This window comes from Afipia sp. GW822-FHT03D08 (assembly GCF_058801645.1).
On sequence record NZ_JBXANK010000002.1, the window covers coordinates 552,026 to 572,201 of the forward strand.

General features: G+C 56.9%; 16 protein-coding genes. 4 read left to right on the plus strand and 12 right to left on the minus strand.

The features are described 5' to 3' along the window. Positions 1-11 precede the first annotated feature (11 nt). The gene (locus AC1RM7_RS17550) at positions 12-1,202 is read right to left on the minus strand and encodes a diaminopropionate ammonia-lyase (RefSeq protein WP_492839069.1); all 1,191 of its coding nucleotides are present in this window, start codon (positions 1,200-1,202) and stop codon (positions 12-14) included. A 94-nt stretch (positions 1,203-1,296) separates the two neighbouring features. Between AC1RM7_RS17550 and AC1RM7_RS17555 the strand changes: the two genes are divergently transcribed. Continuing rightward, positions 1,297-1,791, plus strand: a complete 495-nt coding sequence (locus AC1RM7_RS17555) for an Lrp/AsnC family transcriptional regulator (protein WP_006019465.1) — start codon at positions 1,297-1,299, stop codon at positions 1,789-1,791. Between the two features lie 211 nt (positions 1,792-2,002). On the opposite strand, the gene AC1RM7_RS17560 is transcribed toward AC1RM7_RS17555, so the two are convergent. The 4 genes from AC1RM7_RS17560 to AC1RM7_RS17575 form a co-directional block, all read right to left on the minus strand. Then, entirely contained in the window at positions 2,003-3,262 is a 1,260-nt protein-coding gene (locus tag AC1RM7_RS17560; protein WP_425993217.1) for a Glu/Leu/Phe/Val family dehydrogenase, read from the minus strand. 14 nt (positions 3,263-3,276) lie between these two features. Beyond that, entirely contained in the window at positions 3,277-3,783 is a 507-nt protein-coding gene (locus tag AC1RM7_RS17565; RefSeq protein WP_492943899.1) for a UDP binding domain-containing protein, read from the minus strand. A 50-nt stretch (positions 3,784-3,833) separates the two neighbouring features. Beyond that, positions 3,834-4,046 (minus strand): hypothetical protein, encoded by a 213-nt coding sequence (locus AC1RM7_RS17570; protein WP_083875159.1) that lies wholly within the window; start codon positions 4,044-4,046, stop codon positions 3,834-3,836. A 71-nt stretch (positions 4,047-4,117) separates the two neighbouring features. Further along, positions 4,118-4,339, minus strand: a complete 222-nt coding sequence (locus AC1RM7_RS17575) for a cysteine rich repeat-containing protein (RefSeq protein WP_492839066.1) — start codon at positions 4,337-4,339, stop codon at positions 4,118-4,120. Positions 4,340-4,544: 205 nt separating this feature from the next. On the opposite strand from AC1RM7_RS17575, the gene AC1RM7_RS17580 reads away from it, so the two are divergent. Beyond that, entirely contained in the window at positions 4,545-4,901 is a 357-nt protein-coding gene (locus tag AC1RM7_RS17580) for a hypothetical protein (protein WP_006019461.1), read from the plus strand. Positions 4,902-4,916: 15 nt separating this feature from the next. Here AC1RM7_RS17580 and AC1RM7_RS17585 read toward each other — a convergent pair whose 3' ends face one another. Together AC1RM7_RS17585 and AC1RM7_RS17590 are read right to left on the minus strand one after the other, a co-directional pair. Then, the gene (locus tag AC1RM7_RS17585) at positions 4,917-5,705 is read right to left on the minus strand and encodes a cysteine rich repeat-containing protein (protein WP_492839064.1); all 789 of its coding nucleotides are present in this window, start codon (positions 5,703-5,705) and stop codon (positions 4,917-4,919) included. Positions 5,706-5,782: 77 nt separating this feature from the next. Beyond that, positions 5,783-6,109, minus strand: coding sequence for a hypothetical protein (locus tag AC1RM7_RS17590; protein WP_245258773.1), 327 nt, complete (start codon positions 6,107-6,109; stop codon positions 5,783-5,785). On the opposite strand from AC1RM7_RS17590, the gene AC1RM7_RS17595 reads away from it, so the two are divergent. Together AC1RM7_RS17595 and AC1RM7_RS17600 are read left to right on the plus strand one after the other, a co-directional pair. Further along, a complete protein-coding gene (locus AC1RM7_RS17595; protein ID WP_492943912.1) occupies positions 6,000-7,103 on the plus strand; it encodes an efflux RND transporter periplasmic adaptor subunit in 1,104 nt (367 codons plus the stop codon). The two genes, AC1RM7_RS17590 and AC1RM7_RS17595, sit on opposite strands and share 110 nt — an antisense overlap. A 15-nt stretch (positions 7,104-7,118) precedes the next feature. Continuing rightward, positions 7,119-10,277 (plus strand): efflux RND transporter permease subunit, encoded by a 3,159-nt coding sequence (locus tag AC1RM7_RS17600; protein ID WP_492839062.1) that lies wholly within the window; start codon positions 7,119-7,121, stop codon positions 10,275-10,277. A gap of 32 nt (positions 10,278-10,309) precedes the next feature. On the opposite strand, the gene AC1RM7_RS17605 is transcribed toward AC1RM7_RS17600, so the two are convergent. The 5 genes from AC1RM7_RS17605 to AC1RM7_RS17625 form a co-directional block, all read right to left on the minus strand. Beyond that, positions 10,310-12,874, minus strand: coding sequence for a putative Ig domain-containing protein (locus tag AC1RM7_RS17605; protein ID WP_492839060.1), 2,565 nt, complete (start codon positions 12,872-12,874; stop codon positions 10,310-10,312). Between the two features lie 36 nt (positions 12,875-12,910). Then, positions 12,911-14,479 (minus strand): GNAT family N-acetyltransferase, encoded by a 1,569-nt coding sequence (locus AC1RM7_RS17610; RefSeq protein ID WP_492839058.1) that lies wholly within the window; start codon positions 14,477-14,479, stop codon positions 12,911-12,913. An 89-nt stretch (positions 14,480-14,568) separates the two neighbouring features. Beyond that, positions 14,569-15,930, minus strand: coding sequence for an HlyD family type I secretion periplasmic adaptor subunit (locus AC1RM7_RS17615; protein WP_006019455.1), 1,362 nt, complete (start codon positions 15,928-15,930; stop codon positions 14,569-14,571). 41 nt (positions 15,931-15,971) lie between these two features. Next, positions 15,972-18,131, minus strand: coding sequence for a type I secretion system permease/ATPase (locus AC1RM7_RS17620; RefSeq protein WP_492839056.1), 2,160 nt, complete (start codon positions 18,129-18,131; stop codon positions 15,972-15,974). Between the two features lie 68 nt (positions 18,132-18,199). After that, positions 18,200-20,158: a hypothetical protein gene (locus AC1RM7_RS17625; protein WP_492839054.1), complete on the minus strand. Its 1,959-nt coding sequence runs from the start codon at positions 20,156-20,158 to the stop codon at positions 18,200-18,202. Between the last annotated feature and the right edge of the window lie 18 nt (positions 20,159-20,176).

Below are 20,176 nucleotides of genomic sequence, written 5' to 3' on the forward strand. Positions count from 1 at the left end.
GGAATTCCCGATCAGGCTGGGACAAGAATGCGCGGATCGACGCCGGTGAGGCTCTTGTAGATCGAGGGATCGGTCGCACCCTCGGTATTGAAGAGAAGCACACGCGAATTCGCGTTCAATCCGAGCAATTCGCGGCCCTGCGGATCAGAGGCCGCAGCGAGCAGACCGGCCAAGCCTGCGCCACCACTTTCACCTGCGACCACGCGGCTTCGTCCATTTTCCGCTCGAGCTAACTGCTTCATCGCAGCGATCGCATCGGGATCACGCACGGTCATGTAGGCTTCCGCCAGCCGGGAAAGAATTCCCCACGCCAGCATCGATGGTTCGTAACATTCAAGCATCGCCATCACGGTCGGTTCGACTGGCGCGATCTTGACCGGCGCGTCGGCCTCATTGCTGGCGAGCAGACACGCCGCGCGATCCGGCTCGACAATGATGAATTTGAGCCGGGAAGTGCCGCTGCGGAGCGTGAGATTTGCAGCAATGGCGGCGGCAAACCCGCCAACACCTGCCTGCAAGAATACATGCGTCGGCAGTTCCGCCATTTCATCAAGAATCTCGGAGACCATCGCGGTGTAGCCCTGCATCACGAGACGAGGAATGCGCTCGTAACCCGGCCACGACGTGTCGGATACAATGATCCAGTTGTTGGCATGACAGACGCGTTCTGCTTCAGCGACCGCGTCATCGTAGTTGCCGTCAACTTCGATAACATTGGCGCCGAAGCGCGCAATCGCCGCGATCCGCTCGGGACTGACGCCTTCATGAACGAAGATATTGGCCTGGCATCCGGCGAGATTGGCTCCGGCGGCAACGGACCGGCCGTGATTGCCGTCTGTCGCACAGCCGACATTGATATTGCGCACAACAGCGCGCACGTCGGGGTCGAGCAATTCGCCGGGAAGCACGGAGCGGCCGAGCACGCGGCCCGCCTCTTCAAGCGCGAGACAAACCACGGCGTAAGCACCGCCCAACGACTTGAAACTGCCAAGCCCGAACCGCCCGCTCTCGTCCTTGATATGAACCGATCGCACGCCCGCCGTGGCCGCCACCTCGCCCAGAGAGCGCAGCGGCGACGGCCGATAACTCGGGTGCAGCCGCAGCATTGCCAGCGCTTTTTCGGCGGCCACCGGTCCAAACATCTCCTGATCCAGGGCCAGCAGGGTCTTGCCGCGGTTGATGCTCTTGTTGCGTTCAATCATATCTGCACCTCTTTCTGATGCAAAATTAGCTTACTTGACGTGCTATTTTACCCCTGATTTTATGGTCTAAGCGCAACAATTTTGCGGGAAATCGATGGCACCTTCAAAAAGCATCCAACTGGACGAATTCGACCTCGCCATTCTCGAGGAGTTGCAGGTCAACAACCGCACCTCGCTTCAGGAGATCGGAAAATCCGTCAATCTGTCGGCCGCCGCCGTGCAGCGGCGTGTCCGGCGGATGGAAGACGCGCGCGTTATTCAATCCAACGTGGCAATTGTTGATCCCGCCAGCGTTGGGCGGCCTATTACGATTGTCGTGGAAGTACAGATCGACAGCGAACAGGCGGATCTGATGGACTCGGCGCGTCGTGAGTTCGCCGCGGCACCTGAAGTTCAGCAATGCTACTACGTGACAGGTGCTGCGGACTTCATCCTCGTCCTCACCGTGTCGACCATGGAAGAGTATGAGCAGCTAAGCCGCCGCCTATTCCTCGAAAACCGGAACGTGAAGCACTTCAATACGTTTGTCGCGATGAACCGCGTCAAAACGAGTCTGAGGGTGCCGCTGATACCGGGCAAAGGCCTTTGAAATTTTTTCCGACGCCAAATCTTATCAACGCTTCAAAGGGAAATACCCGCACAACAGGCCCGCGCACAACTCTCGCCGGCGCCTTCATGCACGATCGTCAGAGACGGGGCTTCATGATCCCTGTGTGCGAAGATCGTTCGGCAGGTGGAGATCGCCCGGATTCAGAATACAGCCGGGATTTATTTGAAATTGCGGAGTGCCGCTCTTCCACCTATGGAAACAGCCCGCGCGTCGTCTTTGCGGCGCGTACACGCTCCACACCGATGGCCATGGCGGCCGTCCGATTAAAGATCTTGTCGCGTTTCGCGCGCACAGCCATCTGATCGAAAGCTCGATCGAGAATCTGATATTCACGCCGCATCACCTCTTCTTCTTCCCAGAAGAGCTGTTGCAAATCCTGCACCCATTCGAAATAGCTGACCACGACACCACCGGCATTGCAAAGAATGTCGGGTATCAGGAAAATTTCATCCTGGCGTCTTTCGAGCACGAGGTCAGCATCGGGTGTCGTGGGACCATTCGCACCCTCCGCGAGAACTTTGCATTGCAATTTTTCGGCGATGGTCGCGTCAATAACGCGCTCGGTAGCTGCCGGTACAAGGACATCGCAAGGCAGCGTCAGGATGGTAGATGGGTCGCACATCAGTTCCTTGGAGTATCCTTGAAGGCTCCCGTGTTCGGTGACATGCCTGATCAAGGAGGTGACATCCAGACCCGTGGCACGATGCAAGGCACAGGTATGATCGCTGACTGCGATGACAGTCACGCCCATTGCTTGCAGTTCTGCGGCTGCGATCGATCCGACGTTTCCAAAGCCTTGAACCACGGCCGTTGCATTGTTCAAGGTGATGGCGCGTTCAAGCATCACCCGCTTGGCCAGATGAGCCACCCCGCGTCCCGTCGCTTCCCGCCGCCCCAAGGTCCCGCCCGCACTGACCGGCTTGCCTGTTACGATTTCGGTGACGGTGCGTCCTTGATACATCGAATACGTGTCCATGAACCACGCCATCACTTGTTCATTCGTCCCCATATCCGGCGCCATCACGTCGACGTGAGGCCCGACAAACGGAATCATCTCCTGCATGTAACGGCGAGAGAGATTTTCCAGCTCCCGTGCGGACAAGCTCAAGGGATCCACGCCGATACCGCCCTTGGCGCCGCCATATGGCAAGCCAACAAGTGCACACTTCCAGCTCATCCAGATTGCGAGCGCGGCAACTTCACCAAGATCAACGCTTGCAGCGAAGCGTGTTCCGCCCTTGGTCGGACCGAGCGTCAGGTGATGCTGAACGCGATACCCCTCAAAGACCGCGGTCGATCCATCATCGCGATGGACAGGGCATGAAATAACAATCGCGCGCTTCGGCATGAGAAGTCTGTCGCGATCGTCCTTCGGAATCGCCAGATAGTCCGCGATGACACCAAACTGCTTCACAGCCATCTCAAAAACCGGACCGCTATAGACTGTCATCTATGTCGCACCTGTTAATTGGAGGTAGAGGAAGAGCTGGTCACGTCTGCTGAGCGGGCACCGATGGCTTCACGAAAGCATGACAATCGCCGGGAGCGATTCTTCATCCGCACACTAGCAATTCGGGCAAGCGTTGGCTGCGTAATTCGCTTCCAGAATTGAGCATGGATCGCGTGCTGCGCTGCATCTAGCGCCGCGCGCTGTTCTGCAATCATGGAAATCCGTCTGCTACCGGCTGCGGTCGCCCTACCCCGCAATACAGAATGCCACTTCGCGAGACTTCGTCCGGCGAGTAGATATTGCGAAGATCCACAATGACGGGAGTGGCCATGATCGCCGAAGACGTTCACGACTGCTCCCATATCCTGAAGCGCCGTGATCAGCGGGATGGGCGGTGCATCACGCATGTCGTCGGTGTTTGGCTTGAACACCTCGCTCCATCCGTCACAAACATTGTGCGAATGTCGCCCACCGTATCGACGCCTTGCCGGAAGATAAAGGCAACTCATCGTCTTGAACATCTGATCAAGCCGATACGCCGAGAGACGACCTGCAACAAGCAGAGCCCGTGTTACCTACAGCGGCGTACACGCACGCCATCAACCCACACCGTACGACAAACTACAGCTGGTGGACGGCGAACAACAACGGCTCCCCGAGCTCCAGCGCAACCGGCGCGGTATACACCCTTCGCGCAAACCACCGCACCGGCGTCCGTCGTTCGAATAACCATTGTCCCGGAAAACGCCAGAACGGCAGACGCAATAAGCAGAAATGAGCGCATGGCAAACTCCCAAAGCTGTCTTGTTTGATCCTTGAAGCAAGCGATTTTCTCAAGCCGTCAGCGCCGCTGAATTACTTCTTCTCCGCAGCGATTAGGACTTTCTTGCATGCCGCGGTGAGCTTGTCGCTTGACTTGGACAGACAAGCGATAATTCGCCCCCCTCCCGGCTCGACGCCCTTACAGAATTTTTCATAGTCACCCATGCAGGCGCTACGCTGCTCGGCCGTCAAATCCTGCGAATGCGCAGCTCCGGAAACGCACAGAAGAGCGGCAATCAGTATGACATGTCGCATGTGTGTATGCTCCTTTTCCGATTCAGTTGATCCTACGCGGCAGGCAAAGTCCCCATTACGCCCGCAGTCGCCTTGGGGAAACGACAGGCGGAGGTTCTTGCTTCTTTGTCTGGTAGCCGTTGTACTAAGACGATTTAAAATCTTTGATCGGGCAACCGCTCAAAGCCGGCGCATCCGAAACCGGCCACAGTCGTGGGGAAAAACCATGGAGAATATCAGAGCCAAGTGGCTTACGTTCTACGCTGACCATGTCGAACCAGCCTCGAAGGAAATGTTTGGTCACGTCGAGAAGATGATCGTGGCTACATTGGTGATATCGGCAGGCGCACATGTCTCCAGCACTGACCCCGCCATACTTTTGTTCGGCTACTTACGTCACGGCCTCATTGGCCGCGGCGTGGAATTGTTTGGTATCGTTCTTCTCGTTCTGAACTTTCTCGACGGCTTGTATAAACTTTCAAAGTTGAATTGGCATATCGCTTACCAAATCGCCATGTCGATCTGTTACATCGTCTTGAGCGTCCGATTGGTCCAGTTGATCCTTGCCTTCCGCGGAGAGTAACTGCCGGTTTGGCGATTACTGCGCCGCGAACTGGCTTAGTACATCCTTGCACGCGGGTGACAGCGAACCAGCCCGCACAGCCAGACACTGCACGATACGGCCGCCACCGGGCGCGACGCCTCCGCAAAGCGTGCGAACGTCTCCACCGCAGGCTGATCGCAGGACAAACAGCTCCTCGCGTGGCCGCATCGGCCGCAAAACCAATGCAGGCGCGGGAGCCGCCGCAGAACTTGCTGCCGGTGCTGCGCTCCCCTCGGCTGGAGCGGCAGTGCCGCCGCTGACAGCATTCACCGCCTGTTGGCAGCTCGTCGAAAGTTTCGACTTGTTCTTTTCCAGACAATTCAAAGCCGGTGCGCCTCCAGGCGGGACGCTCGCGCAATTCTTCTGATAGTCGGAGCGGCAGGCGCTGCGTATGGCTGCAGTCTGTGCGTCTGTGGGCTTTTGCGAGGTTGTCGTCGCAGCGGCCTTCGGAGCTGCTGCAGGCGCAGCAGCTTTCGCCGGTGCGGGAGCGGCAGGTGCCGGAGCGGTTTCTGCCTTCGGCGCGGCCGCGGGTTCGATGGCCTTCACCGCTTGCTGACAGGAGCCGGACAGTTTCGAAATGTTTTTCTGCAGGCACTGCAACGACGCTGCACCACCCGGCGGTACGCTGGCGCAGTTCGCTTCATAATCCGAACGACACGCCGAGCGGATGGCATTTCGTTGTTCGTCAGTAGGTTGCTGGGATATCGCTGACATTGCTGTCGCCAGAACGATCATTACAGAGAGCGACCATAGCGCTGCCACACGTTTCAACGTGTCGGTCATTTGAAGAAATCCCTATTGGCGTCCGAAGGACAATGCCCGCAACAGAAGTCAATTCGAAAAAACTTGTCAGCAAATTCTTAGTTGGCGATATCATTTTCTCTTTTGGGTTCCACCGCAAGTGGATTGTTGTTATCCATAAGGCTGCGGACGCAATTTCCGAGCGGAATAATTTCCGCAAAAAATTTTGAATAGGGCACCGAAATGAGAGCTTCGTGTCCGGCCAGCATCAAATTTCCCGGCGCCGCCAGGCGCAACGCATCTGCTATCCCGCGTATTCCTCTCGTCATATTTTCACTGGCCGCGCTAACTGCTTGCGAACAGAATAGTTTCGTCCCGCCGCCGCCGCCGAAAGTTGATGTCGGTGTTCCCGTGCAGCGCACAATCACGCGGTATTTGACAGCCACCGGCAACACCGCTCCATTCAAGTCAGTCGATCTGGTGGCGCGCGTACAGGGTGTCCTTCAGACAATCAGCTACGAAGACGGCGCGTTCGTAAAACAAGGTACAACCCTGTTCACGATCGAGCCTGAAACCTACAAATTGAAACTTGAGCAGGCGCAGGCCGCCGAAGCCGGTGCGCAGGCCTCGTTGAAGCAGACAGAAGCCGATTTCAAACGTCAATCGGACTTGGTCACCAGACAGGTCGTCTCGCAAGCTACGCTCGAACAGTCCACATCCGCGCGTGATAACGCGCAGGCCAATCTGCAACAGGCTCAGATCAACACCAAGATTGCGGCCGTCAATTACGGCTACACCAATGTGACGGCGCCGTTTGACGGGATCGTCAGCGCGCACCTTGTTTCGGTTGGAGAACTGGTGGGCGCCGCCTCTCCAACCCAGCTCGCGACAATTGTCGCATTCGATCCAATCTACGTAAACTTCAACGTCAACGAACAGGACGTTCTACGCATACGCGCGGCCGCCGCCAAAAGAGGGATGACACCGAAAGACCTCAAAGACACTCCCGTCGAAGTCGGTCTACAGACCGAGGCTGGTTATCCGCACACGGGTAAACTCGACTACGCCTCGCCAACCATCAACCAGGCAACGGGCACACTTGCGGTACGCGGGATCTTTCAAAACGCTAGCCGTGTGTTGATTCCCGGATATTATGTGCGCGTCCGCGTTCCGCTCGATAAGCAGGATGCCCTGCTCGTTCCCGATGTCGCGCTCGGCAGCGACCAGGCGGGACGATATGTTCTTGTTGTCAACAAGGAAAATGTCGTCGAGCAGCGCAAGGTTCAGACCGGGCCGCTCGAGGGCGAATTGCGAGTGATCGAGAGCGGCCTGAAGGCCGATGATCCTGTCGTTATTGCCGGCCTGCTTCGCGCAATCCCCGGTCAGAAGGTCGATCCTCAGCTACAAAAGATAGATCAGCCTCGCGCTTCGGCGAACTAGGGACCGAGGACGGCCATGATTTCGAAATTTTTTATCGAACGGCCGGTACTCTCAAACGTCATCGCGATCCTGATGATTTTGATCGGCGGTGTTGCGCTGTTTAGCCTGGCCGTTGCGCAATATCCCGATGTGGTTCCTCCTACTGTGCAGGTCACAACGCGCTACCCCGGCGCCAGCGCCAAGACGGTCATTGACACCGTGGCACTGCCAATCGAGCAGCAGGTCAATGGCGTCGAGGGCATGCTTTACATGCAGTCCTATAGCGGCGCCGACGGCAGTTATACGCTCACAGTGACATTCAGGATCGGCACCAATCTCGACTTTGCGCAGGTGCTGGTTCAGAACCGGGTCTCCAGCGCGCTGTCGCAGTTGCCGCAGTCGGTTCAAACCCAGGGTGTCACGGTTCAGAAGAAATCGACGGCAATTCTTCTGTTCGTGACGCTGACGTCGCCGAATGCCACCTACGACAGCCTCTATCTGAGCAACTACGCCACGATCAACATCCGGGATGAGCTCTCGCGGCTGCCCGGTGTCGGCAGCGTGAACGTCTTCGGCGCCGGCCAGTATTCAATGCGCGTCTGGCTTGATCCGAACAAGCTGCAGGCCCTCGAACTGATGCCGCAAGACGTCATTCAAGCGATCCAGCAGCAAAGCCAGCAGGTCACGGCCGGTCAGATAGGAATGCCGCCGACACCGCAGGGACAGGCATTCCAGTACACGCTGAATGTTCAGGGCCGGCTGGATGAAACGAGCGAATTTGACGATGTCATTGTCAAGACGGGCAGCAACGGCGATGTCACGCGCGTCCGCGACGTCGGGCGCGTTGAACTCGGCGCCCAGACCTACAGCCAGATATTCTCGCTCGACAAAAAGCCAGCGACCGGGATCGGCGTATTCCAGTCGCCCGGAGCGAACGCTCTTGAGGTCCAGCAAGCCGTAAAGAAGAAGATGGCCGAGCTGGCACGCGGGTTCCCGCAGGACGTGCAGTTCGACATCCCGTTCGACACAACGAAATTTGTCTCAGCATCCATCCACGAAGTCTACAAGACGCTGATCGAGGCTGGTTTTCTGGTGCTTGTCGTCATTCTTGTGTTCTTGCAAGACTGGCGCGCCATGCTGGTTCCGGCAACGACGGTCCCCGTCACCATTATCGGTGCCTTTGCCGCGATGGCGGCGCTAGGCTTCACCATCAACCTGTCCACTCTGTTTGCCATCGTGCTCGCGATCGGAATCGTGGTCGACGACGCCATCGTCGTCGTCGAAGGTGCCGCCCACAACATCGAACAAGGCATGTCTGGCCATGACGCAGCGATCAAGGCAATGGATCAGTTGTTTGCGCCGATCATCGGGATCACGCTGGTCCTGGTCTCGGTGTTCCTGCCGGCCGCCTTCTTGCCCGGCCTGACAGGCCGCATCTATGCACAATTTGCGCTGGTGATCGCTGCAACTGCTCTGATCAGCGCCATCAATGCTGCGACCCTGAAACCCACGCAGTGCGCGCTGTGGCTCCGGCGTCCGGTTCCGCCCGAGCAACGCAACTGGTTCTATCGCGGCTTCAACTCGATCTATGACCGGATCGAGAAAGGTTACACCTCAATCATCGATCGGATGGTCCAGCACAGCAATGTCTCGGTGGTCGTCGCGCTGATCCTGATTGCGATCGGCGGCTATGGTCTCTCCCGCGTGCCGACCGGATTTATCCCGATCGAGGACCAGGGATACCTGTTGGCCGCCGTGCAGTTGCCGGACGGCGCTGCGCTGGACCGCACCCAGCGCGTTCTCGATCAGGTGACCGAGATCGCCGGCAAAACACCCGGCGTAGCGCAAGTTATCGGGATCTCCGGCATATCGGCACTCGACAACAGCTCAAGTCTCGCCAATGCCGGTGTTGCATATCTCATTTTGAAGGATTGGGACGCGCGGGGCCCCGGAGAAGATCTGCGATCGCTCGTTGTCGGGCTGAACCAGAAGCTCGAAGCGATACCGGAGGCGCGGATTTTTGTGCTTCCGCCCCCGCCTATTCAGGGCATCGGTAATGCCGCCGGCTTTGCCATGCAGGTTGAACTGCGTGACGGCAACTCCGATTTCGGCAAACTTCAAGCCGTCACCCAGGCGGTCGTCGCCAACGCCCAGACACAGAGCGCGTTGCAACGCGTCAGTTCGCCGTTCCGCTCCATGGTCCCGCAGTTCGACGTCGAGGTTGACCGGATCAAGACACAAACGCTGCATATCACGACCGATCAGGTGTTTTCCACATTGGCGGCCTATCTCGGGTCGTCCTATGTCAATCAATTCAACAAATTTGGACGCACCTTTCAGGTCTATGCGCAAGCCGACGCCCAGTTTCGCCTGACGACAAAGGACATCGAGAATCTCACGATACGCAACTCGCAAGGCGCGATGATACCGCTCGGCACGATCGCAACGGTCACACCGGCGGTAGGTCCCTCTCTCATCAGCCTCTACAATCTCTACCCGTCCGCCACCATCATTGGACTGCCGTCACAGGGCTACAGTTCCGGCCAGTCCATCACGCTGATGGAACAGATCGCCGACAAGACCTTGCCGCCGGGCACGGGCTATGAGTGGACCGCGATGTCGTATCAGGAGAAAGCCGTCGGCAGCCAAATCTACTACGTGTTTGGCCTCGCCTTGCTGCTGGTCTATCTGGTTCTGGCTGGCCAGTATGAGAGCTGGTTCGCGCCGATTGCGGTCATTCTGGCGGTGCCGTTATCTCTGCTCGGGCCGATGGCAGTCCTGACGGGACTGAGGATCGAGAACAACCTCTATACGCAGATCGGCCTGATCCTGCTGATCGCACTCTCGGCCAAGAACGCCATTCTCATTGTGGAAGTTGCGCTCGAACTTCACGTCCGGGATCGCAAGCCGCTGCTGGAATCTGCTGTGGAAGCAGCACGGGCGCGGTTCCGGCCAATCCTGATGACGTCGTTTGCCTTTATCCTCGGTGTAGCTCCGCTGGTGTTCGCGACCGGCGCCGGCGCGAGCGCCCGCAAGTCAATCGGCATTACGGTGTTCAGCGGAATGCTCGCTTCGACCTGCCTTGCGGTTCTGTTCGTTCCAACATTCTTTGTCGTGATACAGCGGCTAGAGAACCGGCGCGCCGAGCGTAAGGCAAAGAAGGCCGCCGCACAGCCGGCCGCAGCAGGGCCCTAGCCGCCCGAACCGTCGTGCTTTCACCGACCGGCCTAGGTTAAATGAAAATCGTGTTGATGCGTGTGAAGTTCTGCCGACGAACTGAGCCGGGTCGTTATCCCGTGATCGTCATGGCTGGTGAAAAAGTCGAAGCTTGTCATGGCTTGAACAAGAGTAGCCACATTAACCCCGTCACCAGACCAGGATCTATCAGACTGCATAAGGTCGGATGTCGACTGAACGTTATGGTCGGTATTGCGGCCGAGGTCCGATCTGAAATCGAAGCTGTCGCGCTGATCAGAGCTACTGTTCCAGGAAAATGCGTAGCTTGAAAAACTGTGGCTATGGTGAGACGAACTGCTCTGGCTTGAATAATCGGTTGCCATGCGAGACAGGCTGGTTTGTAGATCCGTAGAGATAGAACGGCCTGAGTCGAAATCTGTTGGAGCGGGGATCTGGGCTGATCCGTGCGCTCGCACATCAATCGCGCCGCTTCCGCGGCTCTCGCTCGACGACGACTCATGCGAAGCATGTTCTACAGACGATGATGAACCCACGTCTCTCGACGAATTTGAGCGATCATCCTTCTCCTGCGAGGGCTCCCTCGAGCATCTTTCGTTGCAACCGGCTGAATCCACCTCTCTTAGCTCTGACTTGTGGTGATCTTGTTCCTGACTATTGGAAACGATGTCGTCGGTTCCTGCCGACAGCTCACGGCTGTCGCTTGCCAGGATGAAATCCTGGTCGTTTCCGGAAACTGCATCAATCGGACTGTCATCAAAATAGTGATGGTGGTGGTGATGATCATGGCTTTCCGCAATAACGAGGTCAAACTGGTCAACCGCAGTGGCGTTGTGCTCATCACTCGCGATGACCTTGATATGGATAACGCATTCCTCGCCCTCGGGCGGCGTTCCCGAGAATGTCATCGACACCGGATCAAACGTGAGCCAGTTCGGAAGCGGATCGCCATTCGCTAACGTCGCGCGGAACGTCAAAGTATCGTTGGCATCGATATCGGCGAATACAGAGGCCGGGATGACATACTCGAATCTGCAACCTTCCTTGGCCCGCTGGTCCGGAATCGGATGCTCGACAGTTGGCTTATCGTTCAATCCGTTGATGGTCAGCGTGAGCGTTTCCGGAACAGCAGACGATCCAGGCTGGCTCTCGAAGCCAATCGTATAGATTGCCGATTCCCCAACACCCAGAAACGCGAATTGGCTCGCATCATAGGTCACGACGCCAGTTGCGGGATCGACATGCACCAGCTTGGCGAGATCGACGCCCTGAGGTATCGGCACATTGCTTTCCACCCCGGTAACGGTGGCGGTGCCGGGCACGTATCGCCCCGCCGATCGATCGACCACCTGCCCATCGACCGAAACCGTGACCTGATCACTGATGGCAAAGTTTCGTTCGACGGGACCTTGCGATGCCTGGACGTCCACCACGTTTGCGACTGCGATCGCGCGCACAACCGGAGGCGGGGGCGCTTCAGGGAAAATCAAGAGATCCTGCGCCGTCGCGATAACCGGTATGATGGCGACACCGCTTGCAAGAGCGATTAACCCTGGCACACCGGATTCGGCTCCCGGGCCAAAGGAATTGCTGGCAAAACTTGCCAGCGCGTTGGCGCTGGAGCCGGTTTTTTCGCCTCCCGGGCCGTCCGGATTGTAGTTGGGGTAGTAAATCTGGAAAACCTGCTGAATGAGGCTTTTCTCGCTTTGGATATCGGCAAGCGTTTTGAGTTGATCAACAGCGGAGACGGGTTGTCCCGCGCCGAGCGGCGAGACAATCGTTACGAGGCCGGCGTGAGACACCACCTTGAGAAGTTCTCCGGTTGCCTTGTCGTAAAGATGAAACGATCCGATTTTTCCATCCGGCTCTCTCAATACGGAAAATTTGCTCGGTCCATCGTCCGAAGCGATTTCCACCATAATCGCCGTGCCACGGATGCCCATCGTGGCAACCGGTGTTTCGACGCGCATGTTCCCGAACTTCGCGGTATGCCCGGCGACGAGGGTAATCGTTCCTTGTATCAAGCTCAAAAGCGACGAGTTGGACGATCCGTTTGGGTCATACGTCATCTCATCCAGGACGATGCGCGCATTCGATGCAAGACCAAGCGCCGTACCGTCAACGAAGCTGATTCCGATCGTGGTATCCGGTCCGGTCTGGACGACGTCTCCCTTGAGAAGCTTGTCACCCTGCTTTAACTCGACAGGAAAGCCATTGCGCGTAACCACCGCGGTACCGCTCACTTTCGCGACGTTGCCCACAGCAGGGACCGCACTTGCGATCTGGTCAGCTTGAGCATATTGGGCCCTAGCCGTCATCGCTTCAATTACACGACCCGACAGGCTCGCTCCTTCCGGAGACATCAGCGGCGCGCGATGATCGCCCTTGAAATATTCCTGAACTGTAACGCTTTCCATTTCGTTGGAAATGATCAGATCAATGCCGACCCTGTCATAATTTCCGGAAAATAGCAGTTCGGAATTGACGAAGGCTGCCGGCGAACATGCGGCGGGACATTCGATTGAGTTCGCAGCGAACACAAATCCGTCTGAAATTGCGGTTCCGGCCAACCCCTGCATACTGAGATTGCTACTCATGTGGGTTCTGGTGCCTCGATTTCATGCCATTCTTGGCTATGCCGTTGCTACTTCGCCTTGCTCCATTCTGCCGTTGGTGACGCGCCGTACTTTCGGCTCGCGACCATTCAGTTTAGGAGCGCTATCAGTCCGACCAAGAGCAGTCACGAGCGCCGCATTGACGTCCTCGATCCGGCCAAGTTTGACGAGTATCGCCGCCAGGTTCGCGAAAGCCTCGGGCAGATCCGGCTTCAACCGAATGACCTCCCGATAAGCGTTTACGGCATCTATATGATGTCCCAGCGCATCGCACGATTGAGCAAGACAGAACCACGGTTTGTAAATTTCGGGCCTGATCGCCGTGAGCGTCTTGAAAAGCCGTTTTGCGGCGGCATGATCACCTTTGCTGGCCAGTAACTGACCGAGCCGATGGATCGCGTCCGCATTCTTCGGTTCCACATCCATAACTTGCCGGTAGCCATGTTCGGCTTCCACAAGCCTGCCCTTCTGATGAAGCTCGGTTGACTCTGTCAAAACATCGGGAATGGTTCGCTGATCAATCTTGCCGCCGAGATTTAGTCCGTTCTTGGTGCTGACCATGACGTACCGGATACGGCGCTCCTTCACACCGAATGAGTACTTGTAAGGCTCATTGCCCCGCAGGAAATCATACTCGGTGAACCCGTTGGCGATCGCATGCCGGATGCTGTGGGAATGCAAGATCACACCCGGCGGCGGGCCGTCGAAGGTTTCGTCTCGCCCGGTCATATAGAACAGAAAGGCATGCTTGCGCCTGTCGATCAGCGTCGCGAGCGCAGCAAGCGGCCGATCTTCTTTCCAAAGCGTCGGCAGGAACAGCAGATCGGCCCTGAAGCTGCGCGTCAGCATGGCCCGGTTCGAACGTATAAGCGTGTGAACGAGATCACCCTTGCGCGGGGTCCACTTGATCTCCCAGAATCGCAGCAACGTATTGAGGTCGCGCTCAATCGTCTCTGGCGTTGCCACGGTGATGCGATACTCGCCGGTTTCGTCGACAAGCCTCAACAGACGCCTGATCTTCTGTCTGGTGTTGGAACTCAACATATTGAGATAAGCGTTCCAGTCCGGCGGAAGTGCCGCGAACGGGCAGAGATTGTTGTCGATGTTGTCGACTTTACCGATACGATTGATTTCACTGGTCTGGAAACCGGCTTTCGGAAAATGCGCCAGAAGAAGCCGGATGCGCGGCTCTGACATACGAATGTTTTCGAGATTGAGACGCGCCCAGTTCATCCGCTTCAGGTGCCGGGCAAATGCAGGAATGACCTGATGCTCCGCTCCGGGGGCGCAAAGAACGCCGGTATAGTCGGCCGAGAAGTTACCGGCCATGTTCAGTTCATTGTGAAAACGCGCATTCTCCAATTTGGTTTGAATCCGCATCGGCAGGAAGGCTACGTACGGGGCGTCTGCCTTCTCGCTCGCTTTCGCGCCAAGGACAAACCAGGGGCTTGAGATCTGCCCTAGCCAGCCTGAAAGCCATTTCCAGGACATAAACAACTGGGCATCCGGATCCGCGTCATAGACTGCGTTCCAGTTCTCTTCCAGCCGGGCAAAATCCGGCAATGTGTCTATGACATCAATGCGCACAGGATGACCTCGCTTGTTATGCTCAATACCTCAAATCAACGCCTCAACCTTCCTAAGCAAACCTCATTTAAGACCGTAGACGCGCTTTCTCATCGCTCGCGGAACGCGCGTGTCATGCTGTCGTGGATCGGCTTCACGATGTACTGAAAGAACGTTCGTTCAGTCGTCTTGACGTAGACTTCCGCCGGCATACCTGGCGTCGGGCTGAAACCCGGGATTGCGGCTGCTTCCTCATTATTCAGCTTGACGCGGATGATATAGATGTCGGTCGGCCCAACTTGTTGGGATTTTTTCTCGTCGGCCAGCGTATCGGCTGAAAGATAGATGACTTCTCCCGATATCATCGGCGTAATGCGCTGATTGAGAGCGCTGAGCCGAACCGTTGCGTGCTGCCCATGCCTGACGCTGTCGATATCCTGCGGGCGCACGCGGGCTTCGATGATAAGTTCATCCTTGAGCGGCAATATTTCCATGATGTTCTTGCCGGCTTCGATCACGCCTCCTTGCGTGTGATACCGCAACTTGACGACTACCCCTCTGACGGGCGCCGCAATGTGAATGCGGTCTAGCACACCCTTTGCACTCAGCATTCGCTCGCGTACATCGACCAATTCGCCCCGCACCTCATGCATTTGCTCTACTGCGGTCTTGATCGCGGTCTTCTTGACGCCGTTGATCTGTTCAAGAGCCTTCGCGATGCGCTCTTTGGCGTCGCCGATATCGCCCATGATCCGGCCGACCTCTCCATCAAGGTTCGCTTGCGACCTTTGCAGCAGCAGAACCTCCGGCTTCCTTACCAAGCCGGTCTTCAGGAGATACTCCTTGGCTTCGATCTCCTCCTCGATGAACTTGATCTGGCGGCGGACACCGTCAAGCTGAATCCTGGAACCCTGAATTCTTTCGTTCAGCGCGTTGATGCCTTCATTGATGCCCGCGATATCGCTGTTCATGTTATTCCTGCGGGCTGTGAAGGTCAGTTTTTGACTACCCAGAATTTCCTTCACTTCGGGCTCATCCATCGCCTGAATCAGTTCATCGGGAAACGTGATTTCATCGGCTTCGCTCATTTCGGCCTGCAACCTGGCATCCATAGCCGTCAGTCGCATGCGGCGGAGAAACAGGCGACGCAGCTCGGCGCGCGGAGCGGTTTCATCCAGATCAACCAGCAACTGTCCCTGCTCGACGATATCGCCCTCGCGCACGTAGATTTCACGTATGACGCCGCCTTCGAGGTGTTGAATGATCTTGTTTTGGCCTGTTGCGACAAACACACCTGACGCGACAATGGCGCCGGCGATCGGAGCCATATTGCCCCATACGCCGAAACCCATGACCATAACCGCCATAATGAGCACGCCGCCAATCGTCGGGAGACGCGTCGACCGCGGAAGCGAATCGTACCAAGTGCCTTCAGCTACCGGCCCCTGCGCAATGAGTTTTTTGTCTGACACAACGGCACCTCGATAATCCTGTTAGATTCAGATTTCCCTCATTAAGAATTCAGCATTGGCGGCCCATCACCGCCGCTCGGTTTGCGTCCGGAAATGAGCGGGATGATCTCGTCGCGCGTACCGAACGCCTGTACCGCACCATTGTTGAGGATCATGATCTTGTCGACGCTCCTAAGAAGCGCGGCACGCTGCGTGATCGTCACGACCGTTATCTGCTTCTCTTTTGCACGAATGAGCGCCTTGGCCAGCGCCCGCTCGCCATTCGCATCTAGATTTGAATTTGGTTCATCGAGAACCATCAGGCGCGGATTGCCATAGAATGCGCGCGCGAGCCCAATTCGCTGCCTTTGACCGCCGGACAACGGGCTTCCGTCCATGCCCACAATGGTTTCATAGCCCTGGGCGAAACTCGATATCATCTCGTGAACGTCGGCTGTTTCTGCTGCGTCGAAGATATCTTCATCGATCGCATCCTGCCGCATGCGTGCGATATTCGCCTTGATGGACGCGGGGAAAAGCTGGACGTCCTGCGGCAGGTAGCCGACGCTTTCGCCGAACTGACGCGTGTCCCAGTTCCGAAGGTCCATCATGTCCAGGCGCACATTGCCGGCCGTCGGGATAATTGAACCCACAAGCATGCGCGCAAGCATGGTTTTTCCGGTTCCCGAGTCGCCCACGATCGCCAGCGACTCTCCGGGTTGCAATTGGAAGCTGATCCCGTTCAGGATGACTTTCTTGGTGGGCGGCGGAACGTACAGAATGCGCTCGACGCTGAGATGACCCTGCGGGCGCGGAAGCCGTAAACGGTCCATGTTCAGCGGTGAATTTTGCAGAAGGGCTTTGACACGCCCGTAGGCGGAACGCGCCTGCACAAAGCCACGCCACCCCTCGATGGTCCCTTCCATTGGAGCAAGCGCGCGGCTCGCCACGATCGAGGCCGCGATGATCATGCCGCTGGTCAGTTGGCTCTCCAATGCCAGCCACGCGCCCCAGCCCAGAATCGCGATTTGTGTGCAGAGGCGCAGGAATTTCGAGATTCCCGTCATCATGATGTTGAGATCTTGCCCGGCGACCTGCGCCTTCAAAGACTCGACCGTTTCGTTGCCCCAGACCTGAACGCCCTCCGGGATCATCCCCATGGCATTGATGACCTGGGCGTTGCGCGCCATCGCTTCTGCCTGAAGGTTGGCGCGGGTTCCAAAAGCATTCGCCCGTGTAAACGGAATGGCGGTGATCTTTTGATTCAGTATGGCGACAGCCATAAGACCCAAGCCGGACGACAGAACGATTAGCCCGAGTTGGGGATGGATCAGAAAAACAACGGCGAAGTACACAGGAGCTACCGGCGCGTCGAACATCGTCAGAAGCACCGGGCCGGTGATGAATGCGCGCAGATGCTGAAGGTCCGCAAGTGTCTGAAACTCACGACTGGACCCACCCTGTGCTGCCTTCGCAGCTGCGCTTAAAACAGGACCACCCAGCCGCGCTTCGGTTTCGACTGCAACGCGCATCAGGATAATACGGCGCATCATATCCATCAGCACGTGCGCACCAATCGCCACCACCACGATCATCGACAGCATGACAAGCGTGTCGGTGCTTCTGCTCGTCATGACGCGATCCGACATGTTGAAAAGGTAGACGGGGATCGCGAGGACGAGAAGGTTGACGGCGATGGAGAATATCCCGACGGTCACAAGGTTGCGCCGCGCGTTGGCGAGGCCTTTGCCGAGAGCATCTCGGAATTCATTATCGCTGGAACGCTTATGCAAGGGTGTCGAACCGCCGCCGCCTCCTCCGCCTCCCCCGCCGTTCGACGCTCCGTTACCTCCACCCCCGCCTCCATTCACTACGGATGGGACTGGTGCACCAGGGCTGACGGGTGAGCCGCTTGCCGGCGGACGCGCATCACTTCGCGGTTCTGGTGGTGTCTTCGCCACCTCGGGTGGCGCGGGATCGTCGGATCGCTTGGCTGCGCTGTCCGCCGCGGACAGGGCTTTCTGGATTGAAACGGCGACTCCGGACTGATCTTTCGCCAGTTCGGAAGCTTCCTTATGCGCCACATCGTTTGTGCCGTCTGGCGTATCGTGACGGGCGGGAAAAGGGACAACCTCCGCAGTGCGCAGTTTCGCGCTCTCTTCGTCGGTCAAATGCACAGACGTGCTGGCCTTAATGTGAGGTTCGTTGTCGCCCCGTGTCATGTACCCCAGCCTCCACAACGCCGATCTGGTTCAACTCGATGACTTCGTTTTCACAGCACCTTTACCGTTCAGTGCGTGACACTTGCTATTGGATCCTCGTGCACCGGCGTACTTAGTACCGGCTGCGCCACTGGCGCTTCCTCCTGACTATCGTTGACGAAAGCGATCAGTTCGGGAACCAGGGCCTGTGCATCGTGATTCAGCACATGACCTTTGTCTTCCGGCAGGAGATTTGCCTGCACAAGAATCGTATCGCCGTACACCTGACCGTTGACGAAAGTGTTGGTCGCGCCAACATCGACGATTGCCGCGTCATTGCTCAAGCTGTCTTTCCCGCTTGTCACAGACTGAATTTCGTTTCCATCCGGGTGGAGGGTCTGGGCAGCAGCCGACGGTGCGCCTATGAGCTGCGCGATGACATTGACGTCAGACGTGACGTTGGTCTGCCAGATAGCATTCAGATCGTAATAGTCACCTTTGACGTACAGCACGTTGAATACGCCGCCGGACCCGTCAACGAATTTTCCGTAAGAAGGATCGAGGGTTGTCGCACCGTCTCCGACCGCAGAAACAAGGCTCTTGAGATTGTCATTCATCGGATCGAAATTGTTATCGCCATAGTTTTCGATCGTTGCCGTATTGCTCAACTCGTTCTTGCCCGACACGACGGACTGTGACGGATCTGTACCGTCTGCAAGCATCTTGATGTAATCATTGTTCAACAGGATGTTGTTCTGGAAGATCACATTCATCCCGTGATACGCACCGGTCACAATGATCAGATCATAGTGAATCGATCCATCAAAAATCTGAGCCAGGTTACCAAGCTCATTACCGCCCGCCTGAATGACGTAGTGCGAGTCTGAACTACTCTGAGCGATGATATCGTTGTCAGACAGATAGTTCATCTGAACAAGGGTGTGCACGTCGTAGTAGTTGCCGTCTACGACATCCACATTCCAGTGTGGCCCAGCGAAGGTGGCTTTCAAATCGGCATAAATGCCGGGATGCTGGACGAAATCGGCGATATTGGTTGCCTGATCGCCACTTGTCGCGATTGGAAGCCCTTGCCCTCCCATAACATCGACGTGGTCGTGATCCATTGTGGAATTGGTCTGGAAGATCGCGTTGGTCTTGAAGTAGTCGCCCATCACGATCATCGAGCGTCCGGACTCGCTCAGATCGACGATCAACGAGGCGTTCCAGCTATTGTTGCCTCCGGCCAACGCCCACTGTCCGAGATCGTGTCCTAGATCTGGAGCGGGGTCAGGTGGTGGTAGCGGCACTTGGTCCGGCGGTGTCATAGCCGGGTCCTGCAACACACCGTTCAGATAATAGCCAGGCTCGACGGAATGGATATCAGGTGCTCCAGCGCGCAAGACAAGGTTGTCGTCGTGCGAGTTGGCGAGATCCGTGAGGCCGGTTCCATTTTGGGGAATCCACCACTCTTTCGGAATCTGATCGTTGGCCTCGTCCGCCATTCGTTGAAGGATCGCTTCGGTATGAGCTGTAAGCTGTTCGGCCTGAATAGATACAAGCGCGGCGGCCGCATCTCCACATCCAGCAGGCAACACAAGAAGGCTGTCATCATCTGATAGAGCATTGACTTGATGAACATGCAGCAACGTCTGCTCTCCGCCCGGCTGATACTGGACGGTGATATGAAAATCGTATCCCACGCCTCCGGCTCCGCCGGCCGCAGTAGGCCATGACAATCTTGGAAGGCCTCCGATCCCGTCATCATCCAGGTCGGGGCGGAGTGGCGGCGGGCTCAATGATTTTGTTGGATGAACCCGGGACGCTTGATAGTCTTCAAATGGAAGAGCCTCCGGCCCCCCCAAGCCCCGGCCGTCAAGACCAGCGAAATCCGGATTTGCATTGTAATCTGGCAGCTTCGCAACGTAATCGTCTTGAATTTGCCGAAACGACGACTGATCGTAGTCGATACGATCTCGCGCGATGTCGTTTATGATTTTGAGATAGCCTGCGAAATGCCAAACTACTTCGGTAATGCCGCCGGGCACCATGAGAGCCTCCTATTTCAG

Excerpts from the sequence above, each read along its gene's own strand:
- AC1RM7_RS17605 (WP_492839060.1), bottom strand. The coding sequence starts at position 12,874 with ATGAGTAGCAATCTCAGTATGCAGGGGTTGGCCGGAACCGCAATTTCA.
- AC1RM7_RS17550 (WP_492839069.1), bottom strand. The coding sequence starts at position 1,202 with ATGATTGAACGCAACAAGAGCATCAACCGCGGCAAGACCCTGCTGGCC.
- AC1RM7_RS17560 (WP_425993217.1), bottom strand. The coding sequence starts at position 3,262 with ATGACAGTCTATAGCGGTCCGGTTTTTGAGATGGCTGTGAAGCAGTTT.
- AC1RM7_RS17585 (WP_492839064.1), bottom strand. The coding sequence starts at position 5,705 with ATGACCGACACGTTGAAACGTGTGGCAGCGCTATGGTCGCTCTCTGTA.
- AC1RM7_RS17575 (WP_492839066.1), bottom strand. The coding sequence starts at position 4,339 with ATGCGACATGTCATACTGATTGCCGCTCTTCTGTGCGTTTCCGGAGCT.
- AC1RM7_RS17565 (WP_492943899.1), bottom strand. The coding sequence starts at position 3,783 with ATGTTCAAGACGATGAGTTGCCTTTATCTTCCGGCAAGGCGTCGATAC.
- AC1RM7_RS17580 (WP_006019461.1), top strand. The coding sequence starts at position 4,545 with ATGGAGAATATCAGAGCCAAGTGGCTTACGTTCTACGCTGACCATGTC.
- AC1RM7_RS17600 (WP_492839062.1), top strand. The coding sequence starts at position 7,119 with ATGATTTCGAAATTTTTTATCGAACGGCCGGTACTCTCAAACGTCATC.
- AC1RM7_RS17570 (WP_083875159.1), bottom strand. The coding sequence starts at position 4,046 with ATGCGCTCATTTCTGCTTATTGCGTCTGCCGTTCTGGCGTTTTCCGGG.
- AC1RM7_RS17555 (WP_006019465.1), top strand. The coding sequence starts at position 1,297 with ATGGCACCTTCAAAAAGCATCCAACTGGACGAATTCGACCTCGCCATT.
- AC1RM7_RS17620 (WP_492839056.1), bottom strand. The coding sequence starts at position 18,131 with ATGACACGGGGCGACAACGAACCTCACATTAAGGCCAGCACGTCTGTG.
- AC1RM7_RS17625 (WP_492839054.1), bottom strand. The coding sequence starts at position 20,158 with ATGGTGCCCGGCGGCATTACCGAAGTAGTTTGGCATTTCGCAGGCTAT.